Below are 20,151 nucleotides of genomic sequence, written 5' to 3'. Positions count from 1 at the left end.
GCCGAGGGCCGCCGGATCAGCTCCCGACACCGCCCGGTCCGCGCGGGCCGGGCCGGCTCAGCGGGATTCCGGGGCCTCGGGAGCGTGCGGGTAGTCGCCCGACCGGTGCTGGAAGGAAAGGATCTTCGGGTTCTGGACGACGCCGTCGCGGATCTCGATGGCCTTCGAGACCGTGACATCGGAGTCCCACGCCTTGGGACCGCTCATGACCTTGCGCAGGTAGGGCAGGAGCGCCTCGCTGATCTCCCAGGTGGCGGAGTTCCACAGATGGGACGGGCTGTGATCCACCGCGTAGTTGTGACACCCCGGTCCCACCGTGAACATGGGTTCGCCGAAGGTGGTCGGACGGGCCCACTCGAAACCCATCCCCTCGTCGCAGGCGACATCGATGAAGAGGGTCCCCGGCCGGAACAGCGCCAGTTCCTCCTCGGTGACGAACATCAGCGGCGCGTCGGTGTCCTGGAGGACGCAGTTGACGATGATGTCGAACCCGGCCAGGTACTCGGCCAGCGGGACGGAACCGGCCGCGGTGACCGCCTCCAGGCGCGTCGGATCGCCGTCCACCTCCGCGTAGTGACCCATCACCACCGAGGGCATCGGCGAGGCCACCGCCGCGGCGGCGCGCTGGGTGATCACCGTGACATCGGAGATCCCCATGGCGCCCAGGCCCGTGACCGCCCCGCGCGCCGTGGCGCCGAAGCTTATGACCGCCGCGCGCATACGCCGCCCGTAGCTGCCGGTCAGCCCGCCGAGTTGCAGGGCGTGCAGCACCGAGCAGTAACCGGCGAGCTCGTTGTTCTTGTGGAACACATGGACGCTGAAGGCACCCGTGGAGGTCCAGTGGTTCATGGCCTCCCAGGCGATCAGGGTCAGCCGGCGGTCGATGGCGAGCTGGGTCATCTTCTCGTCCTGCACGCAGTGCGGCCATCCCCACAGCACCTGGCCCTCGCGCAGCTCGGCGACGTCCTCGTGCATCGGTTTCGGCAGCAGCAGGACATCGCACTCGGCGATCAGCTGTGCGCGGGAACGCAGACCGCCCACGAGTGGTCGCAGCGCGTCGTCGGCGATGCCGAAGCGTTCGCCGTAGCCCTCTTCGAGGTAGGTCCTCGCGCGTATGTCCGGCGCGATCCGGTCGAGGTGGCTGGGGTGCAGGGGCAGCCGGAACTCGTTCTCCTTGTGCGAGGAGGCGAGTACTCCGAGACTCATCAGACTCATGTGGGTCGGCTCGTTTCCGACCGGACGCGAGGCGTTCCGGTATTGCCGTTCCCCGAGGGCGACGCCGAAGCGGATGACGGCGTGCGAGGTGCGCTCGGTAACGCCACCGTACTACTCTCCCGGGCCGCAAAGTGCCCGCCGCCCGTCCGGGCTTGAAGGGCGCTCAGGTCCAGATCCGCCCCGTGCGGGTCAGGCCGAGCCGCCCATGGCACCCGGATCGAGGCCCAGGTCCGGGGTCGGGTCGAGGTACACGCGGCGGATGGCGGGGAAGCGCTCGCGCAGCTGCTGCTCCGCCTCCTCGCAGGCCCATTCGACCTGCCGGGCGCTGGACGCGTCCCGGAAGTCGACCTTCGCCGCGATCAGGATCTCGCGCGGGCCCTGGATCAGAGTGGTCAGCTCCAGCACGGCCACGATGTGGGGGACGGTCAGGATCTCCTCCACCACCGCCTCGCGCATCGCGCGCGGCACCGGGCGGCCGATCAGCAGCCGTGCGTTGCTGCGGCCCAGTACCCAGGCCACATACACCAGCAGCAGACCGATCAGGACCGAGGCGACGCCGTCCCACACCCCCGAGCCGGTGAGCTGCCCGCCGAGCAGTCCGGCGGCGGCGAGGACCAGCCCGACGAGGGCCGCCGCGTCCTCCATGACCACGGCCTTGACCGCGGTGTCAGGGGTGTGGCGCAGATAGTGGCCCACCGGTGCGCCGAGCAGGGCCGCCTCGGCACGGGCCTGCCGGACACCGGTGCGCAGCGACCAGCTCTCCAGCAGGAACGCGACGCCGAGGACGAGATAGGAGAGCAGCGGATCGCCCAGCTCCTCCCCATGGGTGAGCGTGTGGACACCGTCGTACACGGCGAAGACCCCACCGCCGACGAAGGTCGCCAAGGAGGCGAGCAGCGCCCAGATGTACCGCTCGGGGCCATGGCCGAGGGGGTGGTCCTCGTCGGGCGGGTGGTCGCCGCGTTCGAGGGCGACGAGCAGCATCAGTTCGGTGACGGTGTCCGCGACCGAGTGGGCGGCCTCGGCGAGCATCGCGCTGGAGCCGCTGACCACTCCCGCGACCGCCTTCGCCACGGCGATCCCGAGGTTCGCCGAGGCCGCCACGATCACGGTCACGCTGCTCTCGGGAGCCTCGGCCTTCCCGCCCGGCGGGGTGTCCGTTCCGGTCATACAGGGACGGTAGGCGGCAGGGGCCCCAGGGGCGGCACACCACGCCCGCGCCGCGCGGGTACGCGCAGTGGCGCGCGGCCGACGGCGCCAAAGAGGCCGTCAGTTCTTCGGCTGTCCGTGGCGCCACAGCACATGGACGACGCGGATCGCGGCGAGCACCCCACCGACCGAGGCTCCCGCCAGCAGCATGAACCTCTCGACCGCGGGCGGCAGGTCCCAGACGGCGGCGGGACCGGCGATCGCCGCGAACATGACGCCGCCGAGGAAGCAGGCGCTGACCAGCGCGTAGCCGATCTCGACGGTGATCTCGTCCCGGTCGGCCTGGCTGCGCCGTTCTGTGCTCATGGGTCCAAGGATCGCAGCATGCCCGCGAGGGGTCCATACGATCGAGCCGATCTCGCCAACCGCGGGGTCATGGCCGGGAGATGCGGGTTCGGTGCGGTCGTGGGCGAGCGGCCGACGGCCGCACCTCGCGCAGGTGATGTGACGGATTGTCAGATACGGGGAGGTGGCCGGCCGTCCGTGGGCCCGCGGTGGACCGCTCAGCCGAGCCGGGTCCCCACCCGGGCGGTGATGTGGGGTGGCGCGGTGATCGCCTCGGGGAGGGCCGCGTCGGGTCGCTCGCTCCCGAAGGTCGTCACCAAGGGGAGGGTGCCCGCCCAGATCGGCAGTGCGGCGTCCGGGCCGTCGCCGTCGTCGGGATCACCGGTACGGATCTTGACGGAGGCCTCCTCCAGGGACAGCGCCAGAAGCACGGTCGCCGCCAGTTCCTTTCGGCTGGGACGGCGCGCGTAGTCCCACTGGCCGGGTGCGCTCTGCTCGGTGAGGCAGCGCAGAGCGGCGAGCTTCTCCGTGGGGTCGGTGACGACGCGGGGCGTGCCGTAGATCATGGCGCTGCGGTAGTTCACCCCGTGCTCGAACACCGACCTGGCCAGCACCAGCCCGTCCACATGCGTGACCGTCACACACACGGTCGCCGTGGGTGCGGCGACCAGGCTCCTGCTGGCGACGGAGCCATGGAAGTAGAGGTTCAGCGCGTCGGCCCCGTACACGGTCGGCACCACCATCGGATGTCCGTCGACCACGACGCCGAAGTGGCACAGGAATCCGGCGCCCAGGATGGCGTCCAGCGCTCCGCGGTCGTCGCTGCCCTGCTCCCGCAGGCGGCGATGACGGGTGCGGTCGGTTCCGGGCAGCTCTGCCGGTAGCGGGTTCTGCTTCATATCGGGTCTTTCGTCCACGCGGGCGAGGAGGTCTCCGACGGGCGGACGGAGCACGCCCCCGCGATGGGCGCCCCCGCGCTGACGCTATCGATGCAGTCGGTAGAGCGCCACATTTCTGCCGGAATTAGTCGCGTGACGCCCCCGATGCGACGAAATCCGTTGCCGCGGCCCACCGTGCGGGTCGCTGTGCGGACGGCGGACCGCCGCTCAGGTCACCGCGCCGCCGACCGGGCCTGGGGCGCCGGGTGATCGGCTTCCCAGGGGGCCGGGCCGGTGGCGTCCGCCCAGGCGGTGAGTGCCTCGCTGTCGTACCGGAGGATTCCGCACTCGTCGGCGTACTCCGCCGCGGGACCTGTGAACTCGCCGGTGGTGACCAGGACCGCCACATCCGCCTGGTGGACCGCGAAGCAGGTGCCGCCGAACCGCTGCATGTCCTGGGAGCCGACCTTGTTGACCGGGCCATAGCGTTTGCACTGCACGACCAGCCGCCGTCCGTCCGGGGTCAGGCCCGTCACATCCGCGCCGAGGTCGCCCGCGCCGCCGCTCACCTCGACGTCCTGGCAGCCGTCGCGGACGCAGAGCTCCGCTATGGCCTGCTCGAAGACCAGCGGGTCCATGGCCCCGAACATCTCCGCCGTGGACTCGGGCGTGGACTCGGGCGCGGGCACCGCTTCCGGCTCCGGTTCCGGCTCGGGGTGGTCCGGCTGCCGCCGCGGTCCGGGCACCGACGCCATCGGCTCGCGGAGCGGCCGGGCGGTACGGGCGCGAGTACGGGCACGTGGGCGTGGACGGGTGCGGGTGCGCCGGACGGTGGCGATGAGGGCGATGACCACGAGCAGCCCCGCGGCGTACACATAGCCCCGGTGCTCACCCGCGTTCCGGGCGACGGCCTTCAGTGCCAGACCGGTGCCGCAGAGCAGGGTGGCCGCCAGCGCGAACACCAGGGCCGTCTGGCGCAGGCTGAAGGCCCCGCGCTGTCGCGGAGCCTTCCTCGCCGGGGTGATGGGCGGGGTCATCGGGGCGGTCGCCTTCCTCTGCGCGCACCTGCGGCTGATGCGGGACCCGGTCGTCGCGGTCCCGCATCAGCCGTCGCTTCGGTGGTGGTCATCGCTGTGTCAGGGCTGGTCGGCGTCCGGTCCCCGCGCTCGTCCCGGTCCTCGGAACGCGCCGGGTACGGTTCCCGGTGCCGTGGGGTGCGGCGGACCGGCCCGGGTCAGTGGCCGGAGCCGTAGTAACCGCCGAGCTGGTCGCGGTAGGCGGGGTCGCCGAGGTGCCTGTCCTTGTCGAACTCGGGCGAAGCCTTGATCTCGTCCTTGGTGCGGGAGACATGGACGGTGCGCTCCTCATGGTCGACGCGGGACACGGTGCCCGCCGGAAGCATGACCTCCTTGCCGAAGATCCAGACACCGGTGTCGATGACGAGGTACTGCGAGCCGACGTCGTTGGAGTGCTTGTCCACCTTGCCGATGTGGCCGTCGGTCGCCTCGACCCGGTAACCGGAGAGGTCGTCGTCCCGGGTATGGCCGGCGGTGGGGACGTAGTTCCACAGATTGTCGTTCATCGAGAACTCCTTCTGATGACGGCGCGGGCATGATTCCGCCCGGACGTCGAATGGGTATCCGTACAGAAAATAAGGGGACAGGAAGCGGGCCGGGGTTAATTCCGGTGCGCCTGTCGTGTTCTTTCGTTGTCAGGGTTCGCCGGACGCAACGGCCGCCCCGCACGGTGCGCCGTCCCGCCTGGTGCGGTCAGCGGCGGCACCGTGTCGCGGTCAGCGGCCGTTCGTGGGCCGTCTGCCCCTGTTCGGCGAGGTCATGCCTGGTCGTCGGGGTGCGATGACCGTTGCCGACGGTACCTACCAGCGGTACCAGCGGCCGCGGCTGCCGCCGTGTCCGGCGGGCCGGACGATGAAGCCGAGCACCCAGAGCACCAGCACGACGGCGGCGACCCACCACAGGATCTCCAGCGCGAACCCGGCACCGAGAAGAAGAACAGCGAGCAGAAGAACGAGAAGAAGCGGGACCATTAGTATCAACCTCCGAGATTCCGTGTGCCCGGGAAAAGGGGGCTCACACACAAGGTCCCACCGATATTTCCCCGATTGTTTTTCCCCGGGGATTCCTCCGCGGCGGAGTCCGCCACGGCCCGTCGGCGTGCGCGCCGACGCGCGGACGCCGACCGTCAGGTGACGTGGATGCCGATGAGACAGGTGTCGTCGTCCGTGTCGGACCGGCTGTGGGCGAGGAGGTCGTCGAGCAGCCGCTCAAGCGGCCGGTCGGGACCGCCCGCGGCGCTGAGAAGATGACTCAGGGCGTCGTTGAGCGCGAGGTCCTTGCGTTCGACGAGCCCGTCCGAGTACATCAACAGGGTGTCGCCCTCCTCCAGCTGCATCTCCTGTTCGCTGTAGGAGACCTCCGCCACGGCGCCGAGGAGGAGCCCCTTGCCCAGCGGGAAGGTCCGGGCGCCGCGGTCGCGGATCAGGACGGGCGGCAGATGCCCCGCGCGGGCCCAGCGCAGTACGCGCGTGCGGGGATCGTAGAGACCGCAGACGACGGTCGCGGTGACCCGGGTGTCGAGGTGATGGGCGACGAGGTTGAGCCAGGTCAGGAGCTGGCCCGGCCCCGCCCCGGTGACCGCCAGTCCCCGCAGCGCGTTGCGCAGCACCACCATGCTGGTCGCCGCCCCGATGCCGTGTCCGGCGATGTCACCGACGCAGAGCAGGATCTGCTGGGACGGCAGGACGACGCTGTCGTACCAGTCACCGCCGACCAGTGATTCCGTGGCGGCCGGGCGGTAGCGCACGGCGACACTCAGACCGGTGAGGTCGAGCGGTCCCTGGCTGGGCGGCATGATGGCGTGCTGGAGCTGGAGGGCCAGCCGGTTGCGCTCCTCGGACTCGGCCTCGCTGTAGGCGAGCTGGTCGCGGGTGGCGTGCAGCGCGACCTCGGTCCAGTGCTGGGACGAGATGTCCTGGTAGGCGCCGCGTACCGTGGTGACCCGCTGCTCCGTGTCGAGGACCGGTTCCGCGATGACACGGATGTGCCGGATGATGCCGTCGGGCCGTTGCAGCCGGAAGGTCACCGACGAGGGCCGCCGGTACTCGAAGACCGTGTGCAGCAGCCGGTCGATGACGGCCGTGTCGTCCGGGTGGGCGAGTGCCGACAGATCACGCAGCGACAGGGGCGCCGAGGTGGCCGGCCTGCCGTACAGATCGAACAGCTGGCTGTTCCAGGTGATCTCACCCGTGGTCATGCTCTCCTCGAACCCGCCGATCCGTCCGAGGCGCTGCGCGTGCTGCAACAGGCTCGCCAGCCGTACGGTCTCGTCCTGGATACGCCAGACGAGGACCAGGACACCGCTGTGGCGGCTGATGCTGACATCCGCGACCACGGTGAGCGGCACCTGGTCGACGAGCGCGGTGAGTCTCATGTGCCCGGCCCGGAACGGCTCACCGGTGGCGTGGACCCGCTCGACCCGCTCGTACAGGCCGTGTTCCTCGGCGGCCAGTGGATACGCCTCCAGCAGCAGCGCGCCCCGGACCTGGGCGGGCGGCCGGCCGGCCGGGTCGGTGAACCGGCTGTTCACATGCCGGATACGGAAATCGGCGAGCCGTCCTTCGGCGTCCAGGTGCGGGGTGAGGAGGAGCACCGGATCGCTGAGCCCCTCAGCGAGGTCGATCAGCTCGGTACCGGGATACGGGAGCGTCCCGGCGGCGCCGCGGCCGGGCCGGGTCTCCAGGGTGTGGGCACACAGCTGGGCGAGCGCCTCGATCTGACGGAGGATCTGAGGGGGCGGCGGGGACATGGGATCGGGCCAGCAGACCTCCAGCACCCCGTGCAGACGGCCCCCGGTGCCGGCCGGGACGGCCATCCGGCCGCCCTGGGGCCATTCCCGTCGGCCCAGCGACGGGGTCACCGTGTCCGCCAGGCTGTGCAGGAAGACGGGTTGGCGTTCGCTCAGGGCCCGGCGCGCGAGAATGGCGACCCCGGGCGGCACATGGTGCCAGAGCGCGGCCTCCTGCGGGGTGAAGCCCGCGGAGCCGCTCAGGGCGAACGAGCCGTCCCCGGCGGCGGTCCAGATCGCGACGGCGCACGCGCCGAGCGGACGCAGGGCGTTGTCGAGCAGCGCGTGGGCCATGGCCTCGGTGTCGTCGGCGGCGAGCACACCGCTCTCCGCCGTCCGCAGCCGGACCGCCGCCGAAGGGCCCGAACCGCCGGACGGGGGAGAGGCGGTGCGCTGGACGAACTCGGCGGCCACCTGGCTGACCTGGTCACGGGCGGCCTCGTTGACGATGTCCGCCGCCAGCTCCAGGGGCGTCAGACCGGCCCGGTCGGCGATCGCGGCCAACTGCTGGGCGGCCTGCACCGGTCCGCATCCCAGCCGCTCGACGAGAACGCCCTTCGCCAGCTCCACCAAGGCGCGCCCGTCGGCGTTCGCCTGGGCCGCCCTGACCTCCCGCCGCAGGCGTTCCACCGTGGCCGCCAGCCTGCTGACGGGCGAGTCCGCGGCCGGCGTACCGTCCGCCGCGGGTTCCTCCGGGCGCGCTTCGGGGCCGGGCCCGCCCGGGGGCGCCGTCGGGCCGTCCGGGGCGGGTCTGCGGGGATCGTCTGCGGTGCTCACCGTGGTTGCCTGATTCCTGGCCTGAGGTCGTCTCGGGGGCGGGGGATGACGGTCCGGCACCTCTAGGACGTCGTCACCCGCCCGGGGGACAACCAGCGGCGGACACGGCTGATGAGATCGTTCGCGTCGACCGGCTTGGTGACATAGTCGCTCGCCCCGGACGCCAGGCTCTTCTCCCGGTCGCCCGGCATCGCCTTCGCGGTCACCGCGATGATCGGCAGCTCCGCGTAGGCGGGCATCCGGCGGATCTCCGCCGTCGCCGTGTAACCGTCCATCTCGGGCATCATCACGTCCATCAGGATGAGATCGACACGGGGATGACGGACAAGGGCCTCGATGCCCCTGCGGCCGTTCTCCGCGTGCACCACATGGATGCCGTGCAGTTCCAGGATGCCGCTGAGCGCGTAGAGGTTGCGCGCGTCGTCGTCGACGACGAGCACGGTGCGGTCGGCCAGGGACGCGTCGACGGGCTGCGACGCCAGCCGGCCCGCGTCCTCGGCGCGTACCAGCGGCAGCACACTGCCGGGCTGCTCGGCGGCCAGATGGAGCGCGATGCGCTCGCGGAGCTCGTCCAGACCGGACAGCAGTTCCAGCGGCCGGGTCTGTGACCGCCGCACCAGGGCCTGTTCCTGCGCCGGGTCGAGACGCCGGTTGTTGTGCGCGAGGACGGGCAGCGCGGTGAGCGCGGGATCGCCGTCCATGTGCTCCAGGAACTGCAACGCCTCACCGTCGCGCAGATCGAGATCGAGGACCACGCAGTGGACCGGCTCGGCGGCCAGGGCGGTGGCCGCCTCCTGCGCGCCGACGGCGGTGATCACGGCGGGGTCCGGCTGATGATCGCCCCTCTCGTGCCCGGAGGCCGCGAGATCGGCGGCGGCGCTCTCCGCGACGAGCGAGAGCAGCCCCCGGGGATGCTGCTCGATCACCAGCAGACGGCGCTGCTGCCGCGGCAACTGCGCCGGATGCTGCTCACGGGCCGCGGTCCCGGCCGCGTCGGCGCCGTCGGCCTGGTCGCCGAAGCCCGCCCGGGCGAGGGGAAGGTAGAGCGTGAAGACGCTCCCGGTGCCGGGCGTGCTCCGGGCGGTGACCGCGCCACCGAGCACCTGGGCGATCTCCCGGCTGATGGACAGCCCCAGCCCGGTGCCGCCGTAGCGGCGGCTGGTGGTGCCGTCCGCCTGCTGGAACGCGCCGAAGATCACTTCGAGCTGCTGTTCGGCGATGCCGATGCCGGTGTCCTTGACCCGGAAGGCCAGTACGGGTCCGCCGTGGTCCGTGCCCGCGGGCAGTTCCTGCTCCGCGGCGGGCTCGATCCGGAGCTCCACGCTCCCGTGCTCGGTGAACTTGACGGCGTTGGAGAGCAGATTGCGCAGCACCTGACGCAGCCGTGAGTCGTCGGTGACCAGTTCACCGGGGACACCGGGCGCGGTGATGATCGAGAATTCGAGGCTCTTCTGCGTGGTCATCGGCCGGAACGTCGCCTCGACGTAGTCGAGCAGGCGCCGCAGGGAGATCCGCTCCGGATGGACGTCCATCTTGCCGGCCTCGACCTTGGACAGATCGAGGATGTCGTTGATCAGCTGGAGCAGGTCCGAACCGGCCGAGTGGATGATCCCCGCGTACTCGACCTGCTTCGGGCTGAGGTTGCGGGTGGGGTTCTGGGCGAGGAGCTGGGCGAGGATCAGCAGGCTGTTGAGCGGTGTGCGCAGTTCATGGCTCATGTTGGCCAGGAACTCCGACTTGTACTTCGAGGCCAGGGAGAGCTGCTGGGCCCGGGTCTCCAGTTCCTGGCGGGCCTGCTCGATCTCCAGGTTCTTGGTCTCGATGTCGTGGTTCTGCGTGGCCAGCAGGGCCGCCTTCTCCTCCAGCTCGGCGTTGGAGCGCTGGAGTTCGTCCTGCTGGACCTGGAGCTCCTCCGAGCGGGCCTGGAGTTCACCGGCGAGACGCTGCGACTCGACGAGGAGTTCGTCGGTGCGGGCGTTGGCGACGATGGTGTTGACGTTGACGCCGATGGTCTCCATCAGCTGGTCGAGGAAGTCGCGGTGGACGGGGGTGAACGAGCTGAAGGAGGCCAGCTCGATGACGCCGAGGACCTGGTCCTCGACCACGATCGGCAGGATCATCAGACTGCCGGGAGCGGTCCCGCCCAGTCCGGACGAGATCACATAGTCCCCGGGCACCTCGTCGGCGGCGATCGTACGGCGGCTGCGGGCCGCCTGGCCGACCAGTGACTCACCGGCGCCGAACCGGCCGGTGATACTGCCGCGCGGCCGTCCGTACCAGCCGATCAGGGTCAGTTCCGCGCCCTGCGCACCCTCGTCCGCGAGATAGAACGCGCCGTACTGGGCCGCCACCAGCGGGGTCAGCTCGTCCATCACCAGCTCCGCCACCACGGACAGATCGCGGTGTCCCTGCATGAGTGAGGAGATCCGGGCCAGATTGGACTTGAGCCAGTCCTGTTCCTGGTTGGCCCGGGTCGTCTCGCGCAGCGAGCCCACCATCGAGTTGATGTTGTCCTTGAGCTCGGCCACCTCGCCCGAGGCGTCCACGGTGATCGACCGCGTCAGATCGCCCTCGGCGACCGCGCTGGCCACCTCGGCGATCGCCCGCACCTGGCGGGTGAGGTTCCCCGCCAGCTCGTTGACGTTCTCGGTCAGCCGCTTCCAGGTCCCGGAGACACCCTCCACCTCGGCCTGTCCGCCGAGGCGCCCTTCGCTGCCGACCTCGCGCGCCACCCGTGTCACCTCGGCGGCGAACGCGGAGAGCTGGTCGACCATCGTGTTGATGGTCGTCTTCAGCTCCAGGATCTCGCCGCGCGCGTCCACGTCGATCTTCTTCGACAGATCCCCGTTGGCGACCGCGGTGGTGACCTGGGCGATGTTGCGGACCTGCCCGGTCAGGTTGTTCGCCATCGAGTTGACGTTGTCCGTGAGGTCCTTCCAGGTCCCGGAGACGCCCTTGACGTCGGCCTGGCCGCCGAGCCGCCCTTCGGTGCCGACCTCGCGCGCCACCCGGGTGACCTCGTCCGCGAACGCCGACAGGGTGTCGACCATCGTGTTGATCACCCCGGCGAGCGCCGCGACCTCGCCCTTCGCCTCGACGGTGATCTTCTGCGAGAGGTCACCACGGGCCACGGCGGTGGCGACCTGCGCGATCGACCGCACCTGGCCCGTCAGATTGGACGCCATCACATTGACGTTGTCGGTGAGGTCCTTCCAGGTTCCCGACACCCCCCGCACGGTGGCCTGCCCACCGAGATTGCCCTCGGTGCCGACCTCGCGCGCCACGCGGGTGACCTCGTCCGCGAACGCGGAGAGCTGATCGACCATCGTGTTGATGGTCTCCTTCAGCTCCAGGATCTCGCCCCGCGCGTCGACCCGGATCTTCTGCGAGAGATCCCCTTGCGCCACGGCCGTGGTGACCTCGGCGATGGACCGCACCTGCGCGGTGAGATTGTCACCCATGACATTGACGGACTCGGTGAGGTCCTTCCACGTCCCGGAGACGCCCTTGACGTCGGCCTGGCCGCCGAGCCGCCCTTCGGTGCCGACCTCGCGGGCGACACGGGTGACCTCGTCCGCGAACGCGGAGAGCTGGTCGACCATGGTGTTGATGGTGTTCTTGAGTTCGAGGATCTCGCCCCGCGCGGTCACGGTGATCTTCTGCGAGAGATCGCCCTTGGCCACGGCCGTCGCGACCTGGGCGATGGACCGCACCTGCGCGGTGAGGTTGCCCGCCATGGAGTTCACCGAGTCGGTCAGGTCCCGCCAGGTCCCGGAGACGCCCTTGACGTCCGCCTGGCCGCCGAGCTGCCCTTCGGTGCCGACCTCGCGCGCCATACGGGTGACCTCGTCCGCGAACGAGGACAGTTGGTCGACCATGGTGTTGATGGTGTTCTTGAGTTCGAGGATCTCGCCCCGCGCGTCCACCGTGATCTTCTGCGAGAGATCACCCTTCGCCACCGCGGTGGTCACCTGGGCGACATTGCGCACCTGGTCGGTGAGATTGCCCGCCATGAAGTTCACCGAGTCGGTCAGCTCACGCCAGACACCGCCCACCCCCGGCACTTCCGCCTGTCCGCCGAGGCGGCCCTCGCTGCCGACCTCGCGTGCCACGCGGGTGACCTCGTCCGCGAACGCGGAGAGCTGGTCCACCATCGTGTTGACGGTGCTCTTCAGCTCCAGGATCTCGCCGCGCGCGTCCACGTCGATCTTCTGCGAGAGATCGCCCCTCGCGACGGCCGTCGCCACCTGTGCGATGTCCCGCACCTGAGTGGTGAGGTTCCCCGCCATGGCGTTGACGGAGTCGGTCAGATCCGCCCAGGTACCCGAGACGCCCGGTACCTCCGCCTGCCCGCCCAGCGTGCCCTCGGTGCCCACCTCCCGCGCCACCCGGGTGACCTCGGAGGTGAACAAGGACAGCTGGTCGACCATGCCGTTGAAGACGGTGGCGATCTCGCCCAGCAGTCCGTCGGCCTCACCGGGCAGCCGCGTCCCGAAATCACCGTCCCGTACCGCGGTCAGCCCGGCCAGCAGTTGCCGCAGCTCGGGTTCCCCCACGCCGCCGGAGCCACCCGGTCCACGCGACCCGGCCCCCGCATACTGGGTTCTCGCCTCAGCCATGCCCCACCTTCCAGATCCCCAGGCATACGGTCCGCGCGGAAGCGGACAGGACCGACGGCACGGACGGGAGCGGGCACGCTCCGCCCGCCCTGCCGTGGACCACTCCCCACCCCGCGCAGCAAATACGACAGAGAGTACCGCTGGACTACCCACTGGTACGGGCCAACTACCCGCGCCGACCATCTTCGGGCGGTCCGGACGGCGGGCTTCCGGGCCCAGGGCCCCGACCGGGCCGCCCCGCCCGGGCCGATGATCCGCGATCCGCGATCCGCGGCCGGCGGCACGGGGGCGGCGGCACTCCGCGGCGCCCCGGAAGGGAGGCCGCCTACGGTGCGCAGTTCACGGCGACGCGACGGACAGGGAGAACGCTTGCGGCACGCCGCTCACGGCGACGCGACAGGAGGGAACGGCCCGTCCAAGGAGCCAGGGGACGCGTCAGTTCCTCGGTGTCTTGACGACGAGGAAGGCGGCACCCGCCAGGAGCGCCACCCCGGCGACCGTCGGTATCACCCAGCCGCCCTTGCCCCCGGTGACCGCTTGCGCGGACAGGATCAGCAGTCCGATCGCCGCGACCACGGTGACCGCGATCGCGGTCCAGAAGGCAGCCGGATTACGCATGATGTCTCTCCTCGGGCGGGGTCGCGGGCATCGGAAGCACCTGGTCCTCCTGCCCCCTCATTCGGCCGGAATTCCCGACAGTTCCGTCCACAGGTCGAGAAACGCCCGCAACGGCGCGCCGAGCCGCGGGCCCAGCCGCCAGACGAACACCTTCCGCAACCGGATGGCGGGTTCCAGCGGCACGACGACGAAGCGCGGGTCGGTGGCCAGAACCGGACTCGCGTGGGAGGTCAGGGCGATGCCCACCCGCTCCGCGACCAGGGCGACCTGGAGGGCGACGTCGTTCGTCGCGTACGCGATGTCCAGCCGAAGCGCCCGCGCGGCGAAGGCGTCACGGATGAACGCGTGGACCCCGCTGTCGGGGCCGTAACTGATGACGGTGCTCCGGGCCGCCTCCGCGAGGGGCATCGGGACGTTCGCCGCCCGGCTCCCGGCGGGGAGGACCGCGACGATCCGGTCCTCCAGCAGGGTCCGCGACCCGACGGCGGCGGGCAGCCCCTGCGGCGGCGGCGCCATCACGGCCGCGTCGAGCCGCCCTTCGCGGACCTCTCCCAGCAGTGACGGGCTCGACGCCCCGATGAGACTCACGGAGATCCCGGGATACCGGCGGTGGTACTCCCCGAGCAGCCGGGGGACACGGGTACCCTCCAGACCGCCCACGGTCCCCAGCGCGAGCGACCCGTCCAGCAGACCGGCACGGCCGGCGAACTCCAGGGCCGCCGCCGCTGCCGCCGCCAGACAGTCCCGGGCGTGCGGCAGCAGAGCGGCACCCCCGGAGGTGAGGACCACCCGCCGGGGCAGCCGTTCGAACAGCGGTTCGCCCAGTTCCCTCTCCAGGGACCGGATCTGCTGGCTGATCGCGGGCTGAACGACATGACAACGGGCCGCCGCCTTGGTGAACGACCCCTCCTCCGCCACCGCAACGAAGTACTCAAGGGTGCGGAGCTCCATGGCCGCGAGGTTATCAACCCCTTTGTCGAGAAAGCTTGTTGTCACGCGAGCCCGGGCGGGAGCCGGTCCGTCCCGTGGTGCCCGACAGCCGTGCGGAGGGTGGTTCCCCGGCGCGATCACCGAGCATGACCGCTGGTATCACCGCTGTGTATTGGACACCCGCCGTCCGGTGGCCGGACGCTTGGGCAGGGCCCCGCGGCCCGGGCGAAAGGCAGGGGCGGACCGATGAAGGTGACTGTCGTGGGTGGGGGCATCGCCGGGTTGACCTGTGCCCTGAGCCTGCACGCCGCGGGGTTCCCGGCGCGGGTGTACGAGGGGGCCCGGACCGTCGAGGCGGTCGGCGTGGGCATCAATCTGCTGCCGCACGCCGTCCGGGAACTCGCCGAACTGGGTCTGGCCGGTGAACTGGCCTTCATCGCGCTCCCCCCGCACCGGCTGAGCTACCGCGACCGGACGGGCGAACCGGTGTGGGAGGAGCCACTGGGACTCACGGCCGGCTACCGGTGGCCGCAGTACTCCGTGCACCGCGGGCATCTCCAGATGACGCTGCTGGCGGCGGTGCGCGAGCGGCTGGGGCCGGACTCGGTCCGTACCGGGCTGCGGTTCCAGCGCTTCGAGCAGTCCGCGGACGGCGTCCGTTCCCACTTCCTGGACCGCGCGAGCGGCCTGCCCGTGGTGGACGACGCCGATGTACTGGTCGGCTGCGACGGTGTCGACTCCGCGGTCCGCGCCCAACTCCACCCGGACGAGGGCGCCCCGAACCGCAACGGCGTCCATATGTGGCGAGGCGTCGCCCGCCACCCGCATGTCCTCGGCGGGCGCTCGATCGTGGTGGCCGGGGGCACCCCCGGCGCGAAGTTCGTCGCCTACCCGATCGAGGACCCCGCGGCCGAGGGCGGCGAACCCCTGCTGAACTGGGTGCTGGAGGTACGGCACGGGCCGTCCGGCCCGCCTGCCGACGGCCCCGGCCCCGGCGGCACCGGCCGTCGCGTCACCACGGCGGAGGCCCGCGCCGCCCTGGCGTCCTGGGACCTGCCGTGGATCGACCTCGCGGCGCTGGTCGAGCGCTCACCCGCGATCCTCGAATACCCGATGCTCGACCGCGACCCCCTGCCGCGCTGGAGCTTCGGACGGGTCACCCTGCTCGGCGACGCCGCGCACCCGATGTTCCCCATGGGCATGAACGGCGGATCGCAGTCCGTCGTCGACACCCGGGTGCTGGCCTGGTGCCTGGCCCGGGAGAGCGGTCCCGTGGCCGCGCTGCGCCGCTACGACGGGATGCGCCGGGAGGTGGTCAACGCGGTCGTGACGGCCAATCGGGACCTGGGGCCGGAGGAGATCATCGCGCGGGCCGCGGACCGGGGCGGGCCGCTGCCCACCGCCCACGCCGACCGGATCGCGCACCGCTACCGAGAGCTGGCACAGGCCACCGTGGCCCAGGTCAACACCCACCCGTCATGGACGGTCCCGCACCCTGCCGGGGAACCGGTCCGGTGAGGACCCGACCCTCCCCGGACCCGAGCTGATCCTCCCGAGGGCGGCCGTGATGGCGAAGACCCCGACCCGCCGCGCTCACGTCCTTGTCACCTCGGCGGACCGGGTGCGCCGCGCGGCGACCGGACCTGGTCGGCGGTGGCGGAACGGGAGTTCACCGGTACGACGATCGGCAGACCGGTGCGCGGGTCGGACAGCACATCCGCGTCGAGCCCGAAGACCTCGGCCAGCATGCCGGGAGTGAACACCTCGTTCGGCTTTCCCCGTTCCAGGATCGCGCCGTCCTTCATGACGACCACCAGATCGCTGCAACGCGCGGCCAGGGTGAGATCGTGCAGCACCATCGCGACGGTGCGGCCGCGTTCCCTGTTCAGCTGAAGCACCAGGTCGACCACCTCGACCTGATGGGCCAGGTCGAGGAAGGTGGTCGGCTCGTCGAGCAGCATGATCTCCGTGTCCTGGGCCAGCGTCATGGCGATCCAGACGCGCTGCCGCTGGCCTCCCGAGAGTTCGTCGACGCGCCGGTCGCGGAGATCGGCCACCCCGGTCAGCTCCAACGCGCGGTCCACCGCCTCCTCGTCCCGCGGTGACCACTGGCGGAACCACCGCTGATGCGGATGCCGCCCCCGGGTGACCAGATCGCGTACCACGAGACCGTCGGGCGCGACCGGATGCTGCGGGAGCAGGCAGAGGCGTCCGGACACCTCCCGGGTCGGGGTGTCGTGCACGGATTCCCCGTCGAGGCGCACCCGTCCCGAGGAGGGCGTGAGCAGACGGGCCATGGTGCGCAGCAGGGTCGACTTCCCGCATCCGTTCGGGCCGATGATCGTGGTGACCGTCCCGTCGGGAACGTCGAGGGTGACATTCCGGACGACCGGGTCACCGCCGTAGCCGACGGTCACAGCCTCGGCGCCCAGCCGGGAGACGGGCCGGTGAACGGCCGGGTCGGTCATACGGTGGTCCTCCGGTTGGTACGCACGAGAAGCCAGATCAGGTAGGGCGCTCCGACGCAGGCGGTGACGACCCCGGCGGGGACGCCCGAGGCAAGGACGTTGCGGCACATCAGATCGGCGACGACGACGAGGCAGGCGCCGTAGACCGCCGAGGCGACGAGGGGTGGCCGCGATCCGCCCGTCAGCCGGAGGGCGATCTGCGGGACGGCGAACGCGACGAAGCCCAGCGGCCCGACGGCGGAGACGGCCGCCGCCGCGAGCAGCACGGCGGCCAGCAGGGTCAGGAGCCGCGTCGCACGCAGCCGTACCCCGAGTCCGCGGGCGGTGTCGTCGCCGAGCTGGATCGCGCCGAGGTGCCGGCCGAGCAGCAGCGAGAGCGGGAACATCGCGGCGAGGACGACGGCGACGGGGACGGCGTGGTCCCAGCCGCGCCCGTCGAGGTTGCCGAACAGCCACCTCTGGGCGCTCGCCGCGTCGTCGATACTGGCCCGGACCAGCACCCACCGGGTGAGGGCGGCGAGCACCGCGCCGACGGCGATGCCCGTCAGGACCAGCCGTTGCGGGTCGGTTCCCCGCCCACCGGCGAGGACGCGGAGCAGGACGGCCGCGGTGATACCCCCGGCGAAGGCGGCGGGTACGAGACCGAAGTGCTGGAGCGCCCCGTCGACCGGTCCGCCGCCGCTCCCCTCCGAGGCCGTCCCGACGATGACGAGCACGGCGGCCAACGAGGCTCCCTGGGTGACACCGAGGATGTCGGGGCTGGCCAGCGGATTGCGGGCGAAGGTCTGGGTCAGCGCCCCCGCGAGCCCCAGGGCGGCGCCCGCCAGGACGGCCACGGTGACCTGCGGCAGCCGCAGTTCCCTGACCAGCAGCGTGTGGGCGGGGTCGCCGCCGATGACCAGCGCGCGGAACACCGCTCCGGGACCGATGCCGAAGTCACCGGTCGCCAGGTCTGTGATGACGAGCAGGACGAGCAGCGCGACACCGGCGAGCGTGGCGGCGAGGGAGCGCAGCGGCAGCAGCCAGGAGGCGCCCCCGAGGCGCAGCGGGGCCTCGGCGGCCCGGAGCCGGGCGCTCATACGCGCACCAGCCGGGCGCGCCGCACGAGGACCACGAAGACGGGTCCGCCGAGGAGTGCCGTCACGATGCCGACGTGGACCTCCGAAGGGGGTGCGAGGACGCGGCCGATCGTGTCGGCCAGGGTCAGGAGCAGTCCACCGAGAACGGCGGAGTACGCGGTCACCCAGCGGTGGTCGACCCCGCACAGCCGGCGGGCCGCGTGGGGGACGGTGAGGCCGATGAATCCGATCGGGCCGCAGGCGGCGGTGGCCGTACCGCACAGGACCATGATCGCGGCGACGCCCATGATCTTCTGCCGCAGCGGGTGCTGTCCCAGGGACCGGGCGACGTCGTCGCCGAGTTGCAGCAGATTGAGCCCGGGTGCGACGGCGACGGCCAGCAACAGCCCGAGCAGGAGCAGGGGCAGGGCCTGGAGGAAGATGTCGATCCCCCGGCCCATGACCGTGCCCGACCCCCAGACGCGGTAGGCCTGGACCGAGCGGGACTCGCGTGTCACGAAGGCCTGGGTGACGGCTGTCAGCAGGGCGGTCGTCGCGGCGCCGGCCAGGACCAGCGAGAGCGGGTCGGGTCCGCCCCGGCGGGAGCCGACGGCCAGGACGGCGACGGTCGCGGCACCGGCACCGGCGAGCCCGAACCACAGGTAACCGGCGATGTGGTCGACGCCGAGCAGCGCGATGGCGAGCACCACCGCGAGCGCGGCGCCCGCCTCGATCCCCAGCAGACCGGGATCCGCCAGCGGGTTGCGGGTCTGCCCCTGCATCAGCGCTCCCGCCAGCCCGAGCGCGGCACCGACGGCGAGCGCCAGCACCGTCCGGGGTATCCGCAGTTCGTGGACGATGACGGCCGCCTCGCTGCCGTCGGGACGCAGCAGCACGTCGAACACCGTCCCGGGCGGGACACCGCCCGCCCCCACGGCCAGACTCAGCGCCGTGACGACAGGCACCGCGGCGAGCAGCAACGCGAGTCCGGTCCAGCGTCTTCGGGTGCCCGCGCGGGTACGCGAGGCGGCTGGGCGGCCGGTCTTGTCGAGCGTCATGCGGGACGGGGCAGGGCGCCGGGGGTGTGGAGCCGGGCCGGGCGACCGTCGGAGCGGTCGCCGGAGCGGCGCACCTCGGCGGGACCGAGAAACCCCCGGGAAGGGGGCACCGGGCGCAGGGCCGGTCCGCGCGGCATCAGGCGCCCGCCTTCCTGAGCTCTTCGAACAGCTCGACGCCGCTCACCTGGTCGGTGACGGTCCCGTCGTCCAGCAGGACGGCGCGGATGTCGTTGAGGACCCAGGACACGTCGAAGGAACCGGAGCCGTACCAGGCGGCGAAGTCGACCACGCCGGTCCTGGCGTCACCGACCTCGAACAGCGGGTTGTCCAGCGGGTCCGGCGCACCGTACTGGACGGAGCCGGACAGGACGAAGACGATCGGGGCGACCAGTTCGCCCAGCTTCTCCTCGCTGACGCTCGTGTAGCCGTAACTGAGGCCGGTCCGGTCCTGGCCGTGCGCGGAGGGGCGCTTGAACCCCAGGTCGGTCAGGACCGGACCGGCGGTCCGGCCGCTGCCGTAGGCGCAGAAGTTCCCCTCTCCGCACGCGGACATCAGCGACACGGTCTCGCCCGCCAGCCCCGCCTTCTCGATGTCGCGCCTGGTGGCGGTGGTCTCCCGGTCGAGGTGCTCGATGACGGACCCGGCCCGCTCACCCCGGCCGGTGGCCCGGCCGAGGAGGCGCAGGTTCTCCTCCCAGGACGCGGTGGCCCGGGTGATCAGCACCGGCGCGATCTTCTTCAGCTCCTCGGCCAGCTCGTCGCTGCTGAGGCTCTGTTCCCCGATGATGACCGACGGCCTCGCCTCCAGGACGAGTTCGACCTTGTCGGGTTCGACCAGCTCGATCCCCTCGTCGGCCAGCAACCGCTCCTGTGCCTGGAAGGCCGCGTCGCCCTTGTGCGTGGACCGGCCGACATGGGTGGGGGTCACACCGATCGCGAGGAGCTCGGTCGCGGTCCTCGGATCGAGTGCCCAGACCTTCTCGTCGGTGACGGGGACGGTGGTCCGGCCGTAGGCACCGGCGAGCGTCACCTCGCCCGGCCCGCCGCCGGTGGAGTCCCCGCCCCCGCCACCGGAGCCGGAGCCGCAGGCGGTGAGGAAGAGCACGGCCACGGCGAACGCGGCGGTGGCTCGCGCGGCTCGGCGGCCGGTGACGGTGTACAGCATGGGCGGG

The 20,151-nt window shown here is 71.5% G+C and carries 16 protein-coding genes; 1 reads left to right on the top strand and 15 read right to left on the bottom strand.

Features of this window, described 5'->3' with window-relative positions; translation table 11 throughout:
• Positions 1–57 precede the first annotated feature (57 nt).
• The 11 genes from AB852_RS15805 to AB852_RS15755 form a co-directional block, all read right to left on the bottom strand.
• Entirely contained in the window at positions 58–1,215 is a 1,158-nt protein-coding gene (locus AB852_RS15805; RefSeq protein ID WP_073788561.1) for a N(5)-(carboxyethyl)ornithine synthase, read from the bottom strand.
• 189 nt (positions 1,216–1,404) lie between these two features.
• On the bottom strand, positions 1,405–2,385 hold the full coding sequence (locus tag AB852_RS15800) for a cation diffusion facilitator family transporter (RefSeq protein WP_073788558.1): 981 nt from the start codon (positions 2,383–2,385) through the stop codon (positions 1,405–1,407).
• A 99-nt stretch (positions 2,386–2,484) separates the two neighbouring features.
• Entirely contained in the window at positions 2,485–2,730 is a 246-nt protein-coding gene (locus tag AB852_RS15795) for a DUF6332 family protein (RefSeq protein ID WP_073788556.1), read from the bottom strand.
• Positions 2,731–2,927: 197 nt separating this feature from the next.
• A complete protein-coding gene (locus AB852_RS15790) occupies positions 2,928–3,608 on the bottom strand; it encodes a pyridoxamine 5'-phosphate oxidase family protein (RefSeq protein WP_073788554.1) in 681 nt (226 codons plus the stop codon).
• A gap of 212 nt (positions 3,609–3,820) precedes the next feature.
• Positions 3,821–4,624 (bottom strand): restriction endonuclease, encoded by an 804-nt coding sequence (locus AB852_RS15785; protein ID WP_073788552.1) that lies wholly within the window; start codon positions 4,622–4,624, stop codon positions 3,821–3,823.
• 197 nt (positions 4,625–4,821) lie between these two features.
• Positions 4,822–5,169: a PRC domain containing protein gene (locus AB852_RS15780; RefSeq protein WP_073788550.1), complete on the bottom strand. Its 348-nt coding sequence runs from the start codon at positions 5,167–5,169 to the stop codon at positions 4,822–4,824.
• Positions 5,170–5,463: 294 nt separating this feature from the next.
• Positions 5,464–5,634 (bottom strand): hydrophobic protein, encoded by a 171-nt coding sequence (locus tag AB852_RS15775; RefSeq protein WP_073788548.1) that lies wholly within the window; start codon positions 5,632–5,634, stop codon positions 5,464–5,466.
• Between the two features lie 155 nt (positions 5,635–5,789).
• A complete protein-coding gene (locus AB852_RS15770; RefSeq protein ID WP_073788546.1) occupies positions 5,790–8,228 on the bottom strand; it encodes a GAF domain-containing SpoIIE family protein phosphatase in 2,439 nt (812 codons plus the stop codon).
• A gap of 62 nt (positions 8,229–8,290) precedes the next feature.
• The gene (locus AB852_RS15765; RefSeq protein ID WP_107499247.1) at positions 8,291–12,847 is read right to left on the bottom strand and encodes a HAMP domain-containing protein; all 4,557 of its coding nucleotides are present in this window, start codon (positions 12,845–12,847) and stop codon (positions 8,291–8,293) included.
• 435 nt (positions 12,848–13,282) lie between these two features.
• A complete protein-coding gene (locus AB852_RS15760) occupies positions 13,283–13,465 on the bottom strand; it encodes a hypothetical protein (protein ID WP_073788544.1) in 183 nt (60 codons plus the stop codon).
• 57 nt (positions 13,466–13,522) lie between these two features.
• Positions 13,523–14,416, bottom strand: coding sequence for a LysR family transcriptional regulator (locus tag AB852_RS15755; protein ID WP_073788542.1), 894 nt, complete (start codon positions 14,414–14,416; stop codon positions 13,523–13,525).
• A gap of 225 nt (positions 14,417–14,641) precedes the next feature.
• On the opposite strand from AB852_RS15755, the gene AB852_RS15750 reads away from it, so the two are divergent.
• Positions 14,642–15,913, top strand: coding sequence for an FAD-dependent monooxygenase (locus tag AB852_RS15750; RefSeq protein WP_178391026.1), 1,272 nt, complete (start codon positions 14,642–14,644; stop codon positions 15,911–15,913).
• Positions 15,914–15,999: 86 nt separating this feature from the next.
• On the opposite strand, the gene AB852_RS15745 is transcribed toward AB852_RS15750, so the two are convergent.
• From AB852_RS15745 to AB852_RS15730, 4 genes are all read right to left on the bottom strand, one after another.
• Positions 16,000–16,863 carry an ABC transporter ATP-binding protein gene (locus AB852_RS15745; RefSeq protein ID WP_073788540.1) on the bottom strand — a complete coding sequence of 288 codons (864 nt, stop codon included), beginning with the start codon at positions 16,861–16,863 and terminating at the stop codon, positions 16,000–16,002.
• Positions 16,860–17,942, bottom strand: coding sequence for a FecCD family ABC transporter permease (locus AB852_RS15740; RefSeq protein ID WP_073788538.1), 1,083 nt, complete (start codon positions 17,940–17,942; stop codon positions 16,860–16,862). The genes AB852_RS15745 and AB852_RS15740 overlap by 4 nt, the downstream gene beginning before the upstream one ends.
• Entirely contained in the window at positions 17,939–18,979 is a 1,041-nt protein-coding gene (locus AB852_RS15735) for a FecCD family ABC transporter permease (protein ID WP_073788536.1), read from the bottom strand. Before AB852_RS15735 ends, AB852_RS15740 begins: the two co-directional genes overlap by 4 nt.
• Positions 18,980–19,115: 136 nt before the next feature.
• On the bottom strand, positions 19,116–20,144 hold the full coding sequence (locus tag AB852_RS15730) for an ABC transporter substrate-binding protein (RefSeq protein WP_073788534.1): 1,029 nt from the start codon (positions 20,142–20,144) through the stop codon (positions 19,116–19,118).
• Between the last annotated feature and the right edge of the window lie 7 nt (positions 20,145–20,151).

The organism is Streptomyces uncialis (genome assembly GCF_001905345.1).
GTDB classification, from domain to species: domain Bacteria; phylum Actinomycetota; class Actinomycetes; order Streptomycetales; family Streptomycetaceae; genus Streptomyces; species Streptomyces uncialis.
Note: the sequence above shows the minus strand (reverse complement) of the source record. Positions and strands in the feature narration are given on the sequence as shown.

What these genes read in the sequence shown, in the direction of transcription:
- AB852_RS15730 (WP_073788534.1), bottom strand. Translation starts at nt 20,144, where the DNA reads ATGCTGTACACCGTCACCGGCCGCCGAGCCGCGCGAGCCACCGCCGCG.
- AB852_RS15800 (WP_073788558.1), bottom strand. Translation starts at nt 2,385, where the DNA reads ATGACCGGAACGGACACCCCGCCGGGCGGGAAGGCCGAGGCTCCCGAG.
- AB852_RS15735 (WP_073788536.1), bottom strand. Translation starts at nt 18,979, where the DNA reads ATGACGCTCGACAAGACCGGCCGCCCAGCCGCCTCGCGTACCCGCGCG.
- AB852_RS15790 (WP_073788554.1), bottom strand. Translation starts at nt 3,608, where the DNA reads ATGAAGCAGAACCCGCTACCGGCAGAGCTGCCCGGAACCGACCGCACC.
- AB852_RS15795 (WP_073788556.1), bottom strand. Translation starts at nt 2,730, where the DNA reads ATGAGCACAGAACGGCGCAGCCAGGCCGACCGGGACGAGATCACCGTC.
- AB852_RS15775 (WP_073788548.1), bottom strand. Translation starts at nt 5,634, where the DNA reads ATGGTCCCGCTTCTTCTCGTTCTTCTGCTCGCTGTTCTTCTTCTCGGT.
- AB852_RS15745 (WP_073788540.1), bottom strand. Translation starts at nt 16,863, where the DNA reads ATGACCGACCCGGCCGTTCACCGGCCCGTCTCCCGGCTGGGCGCCGAG.
- AB852_RS15785 (WP_073788552.1), bottom strand. Translation starts at nt 4,624, where the DNA reads ATGACCCCGCCCATCACCCCGGCGAGGAAGGCTCCGCGACAGCGCGGG.
- AB852_RS15760 (WP_073788544.1), bottom strand. Translation starts at nt 13,465, where the DNA reads ATGCGTAATCCGGCTGCCTTCTGGACCGCGATCGCGGTCACCGTGGTC.
- AB852_RS15755 (WP_073788542.1), bottom strand. Translation starts at nt 14,416, where the DNA reads ATGGAGCTCCGCACCCTTGAGTACTTCGTTGCGGTGGCGGAGGAGGGG.
- AB852_RS15765 (WP_107499247.1), bottom strand. Translation starts at nt 12,847, where the DNA reads ATGGCTGAGGCGAGAACCCAGTATGCGGGGGCCGGGTCGCGTGGACCG.
- AB852_RS15740 (WP_073788538.1), bottom strand. Translation starts at nt 17,942, where the DNA reads ATGAGCGCCCGGCTCCGGGCCGCCGAGGCCCCGCTGCGCCTCGGGGGC.
- AB852_RS15750 (WP_178391026.1), top strand. Translation starts at nt 14,642, where the DNA reads ATGAAGGTGACTGTCGTGGGTGGGGGCATCGCCGGGTTGACCTGTGCC.
- AB852_RS15780 (WP_073788550.1), bottom strand. Translation starts at nt 5,169, where the DNA reads ATGAACGACAATCTGTGGAACTACGTCCCCACCGCCGGCCATACCCGG.
- AB852_RS15805 (WP_073788561.1), bottom strand. Translation starts at nt 1,215, where the DNA reads ATGAGTCTGATGAGTCTCGGAGTACTCGCCTCCTCGCACAAGGAGAAC.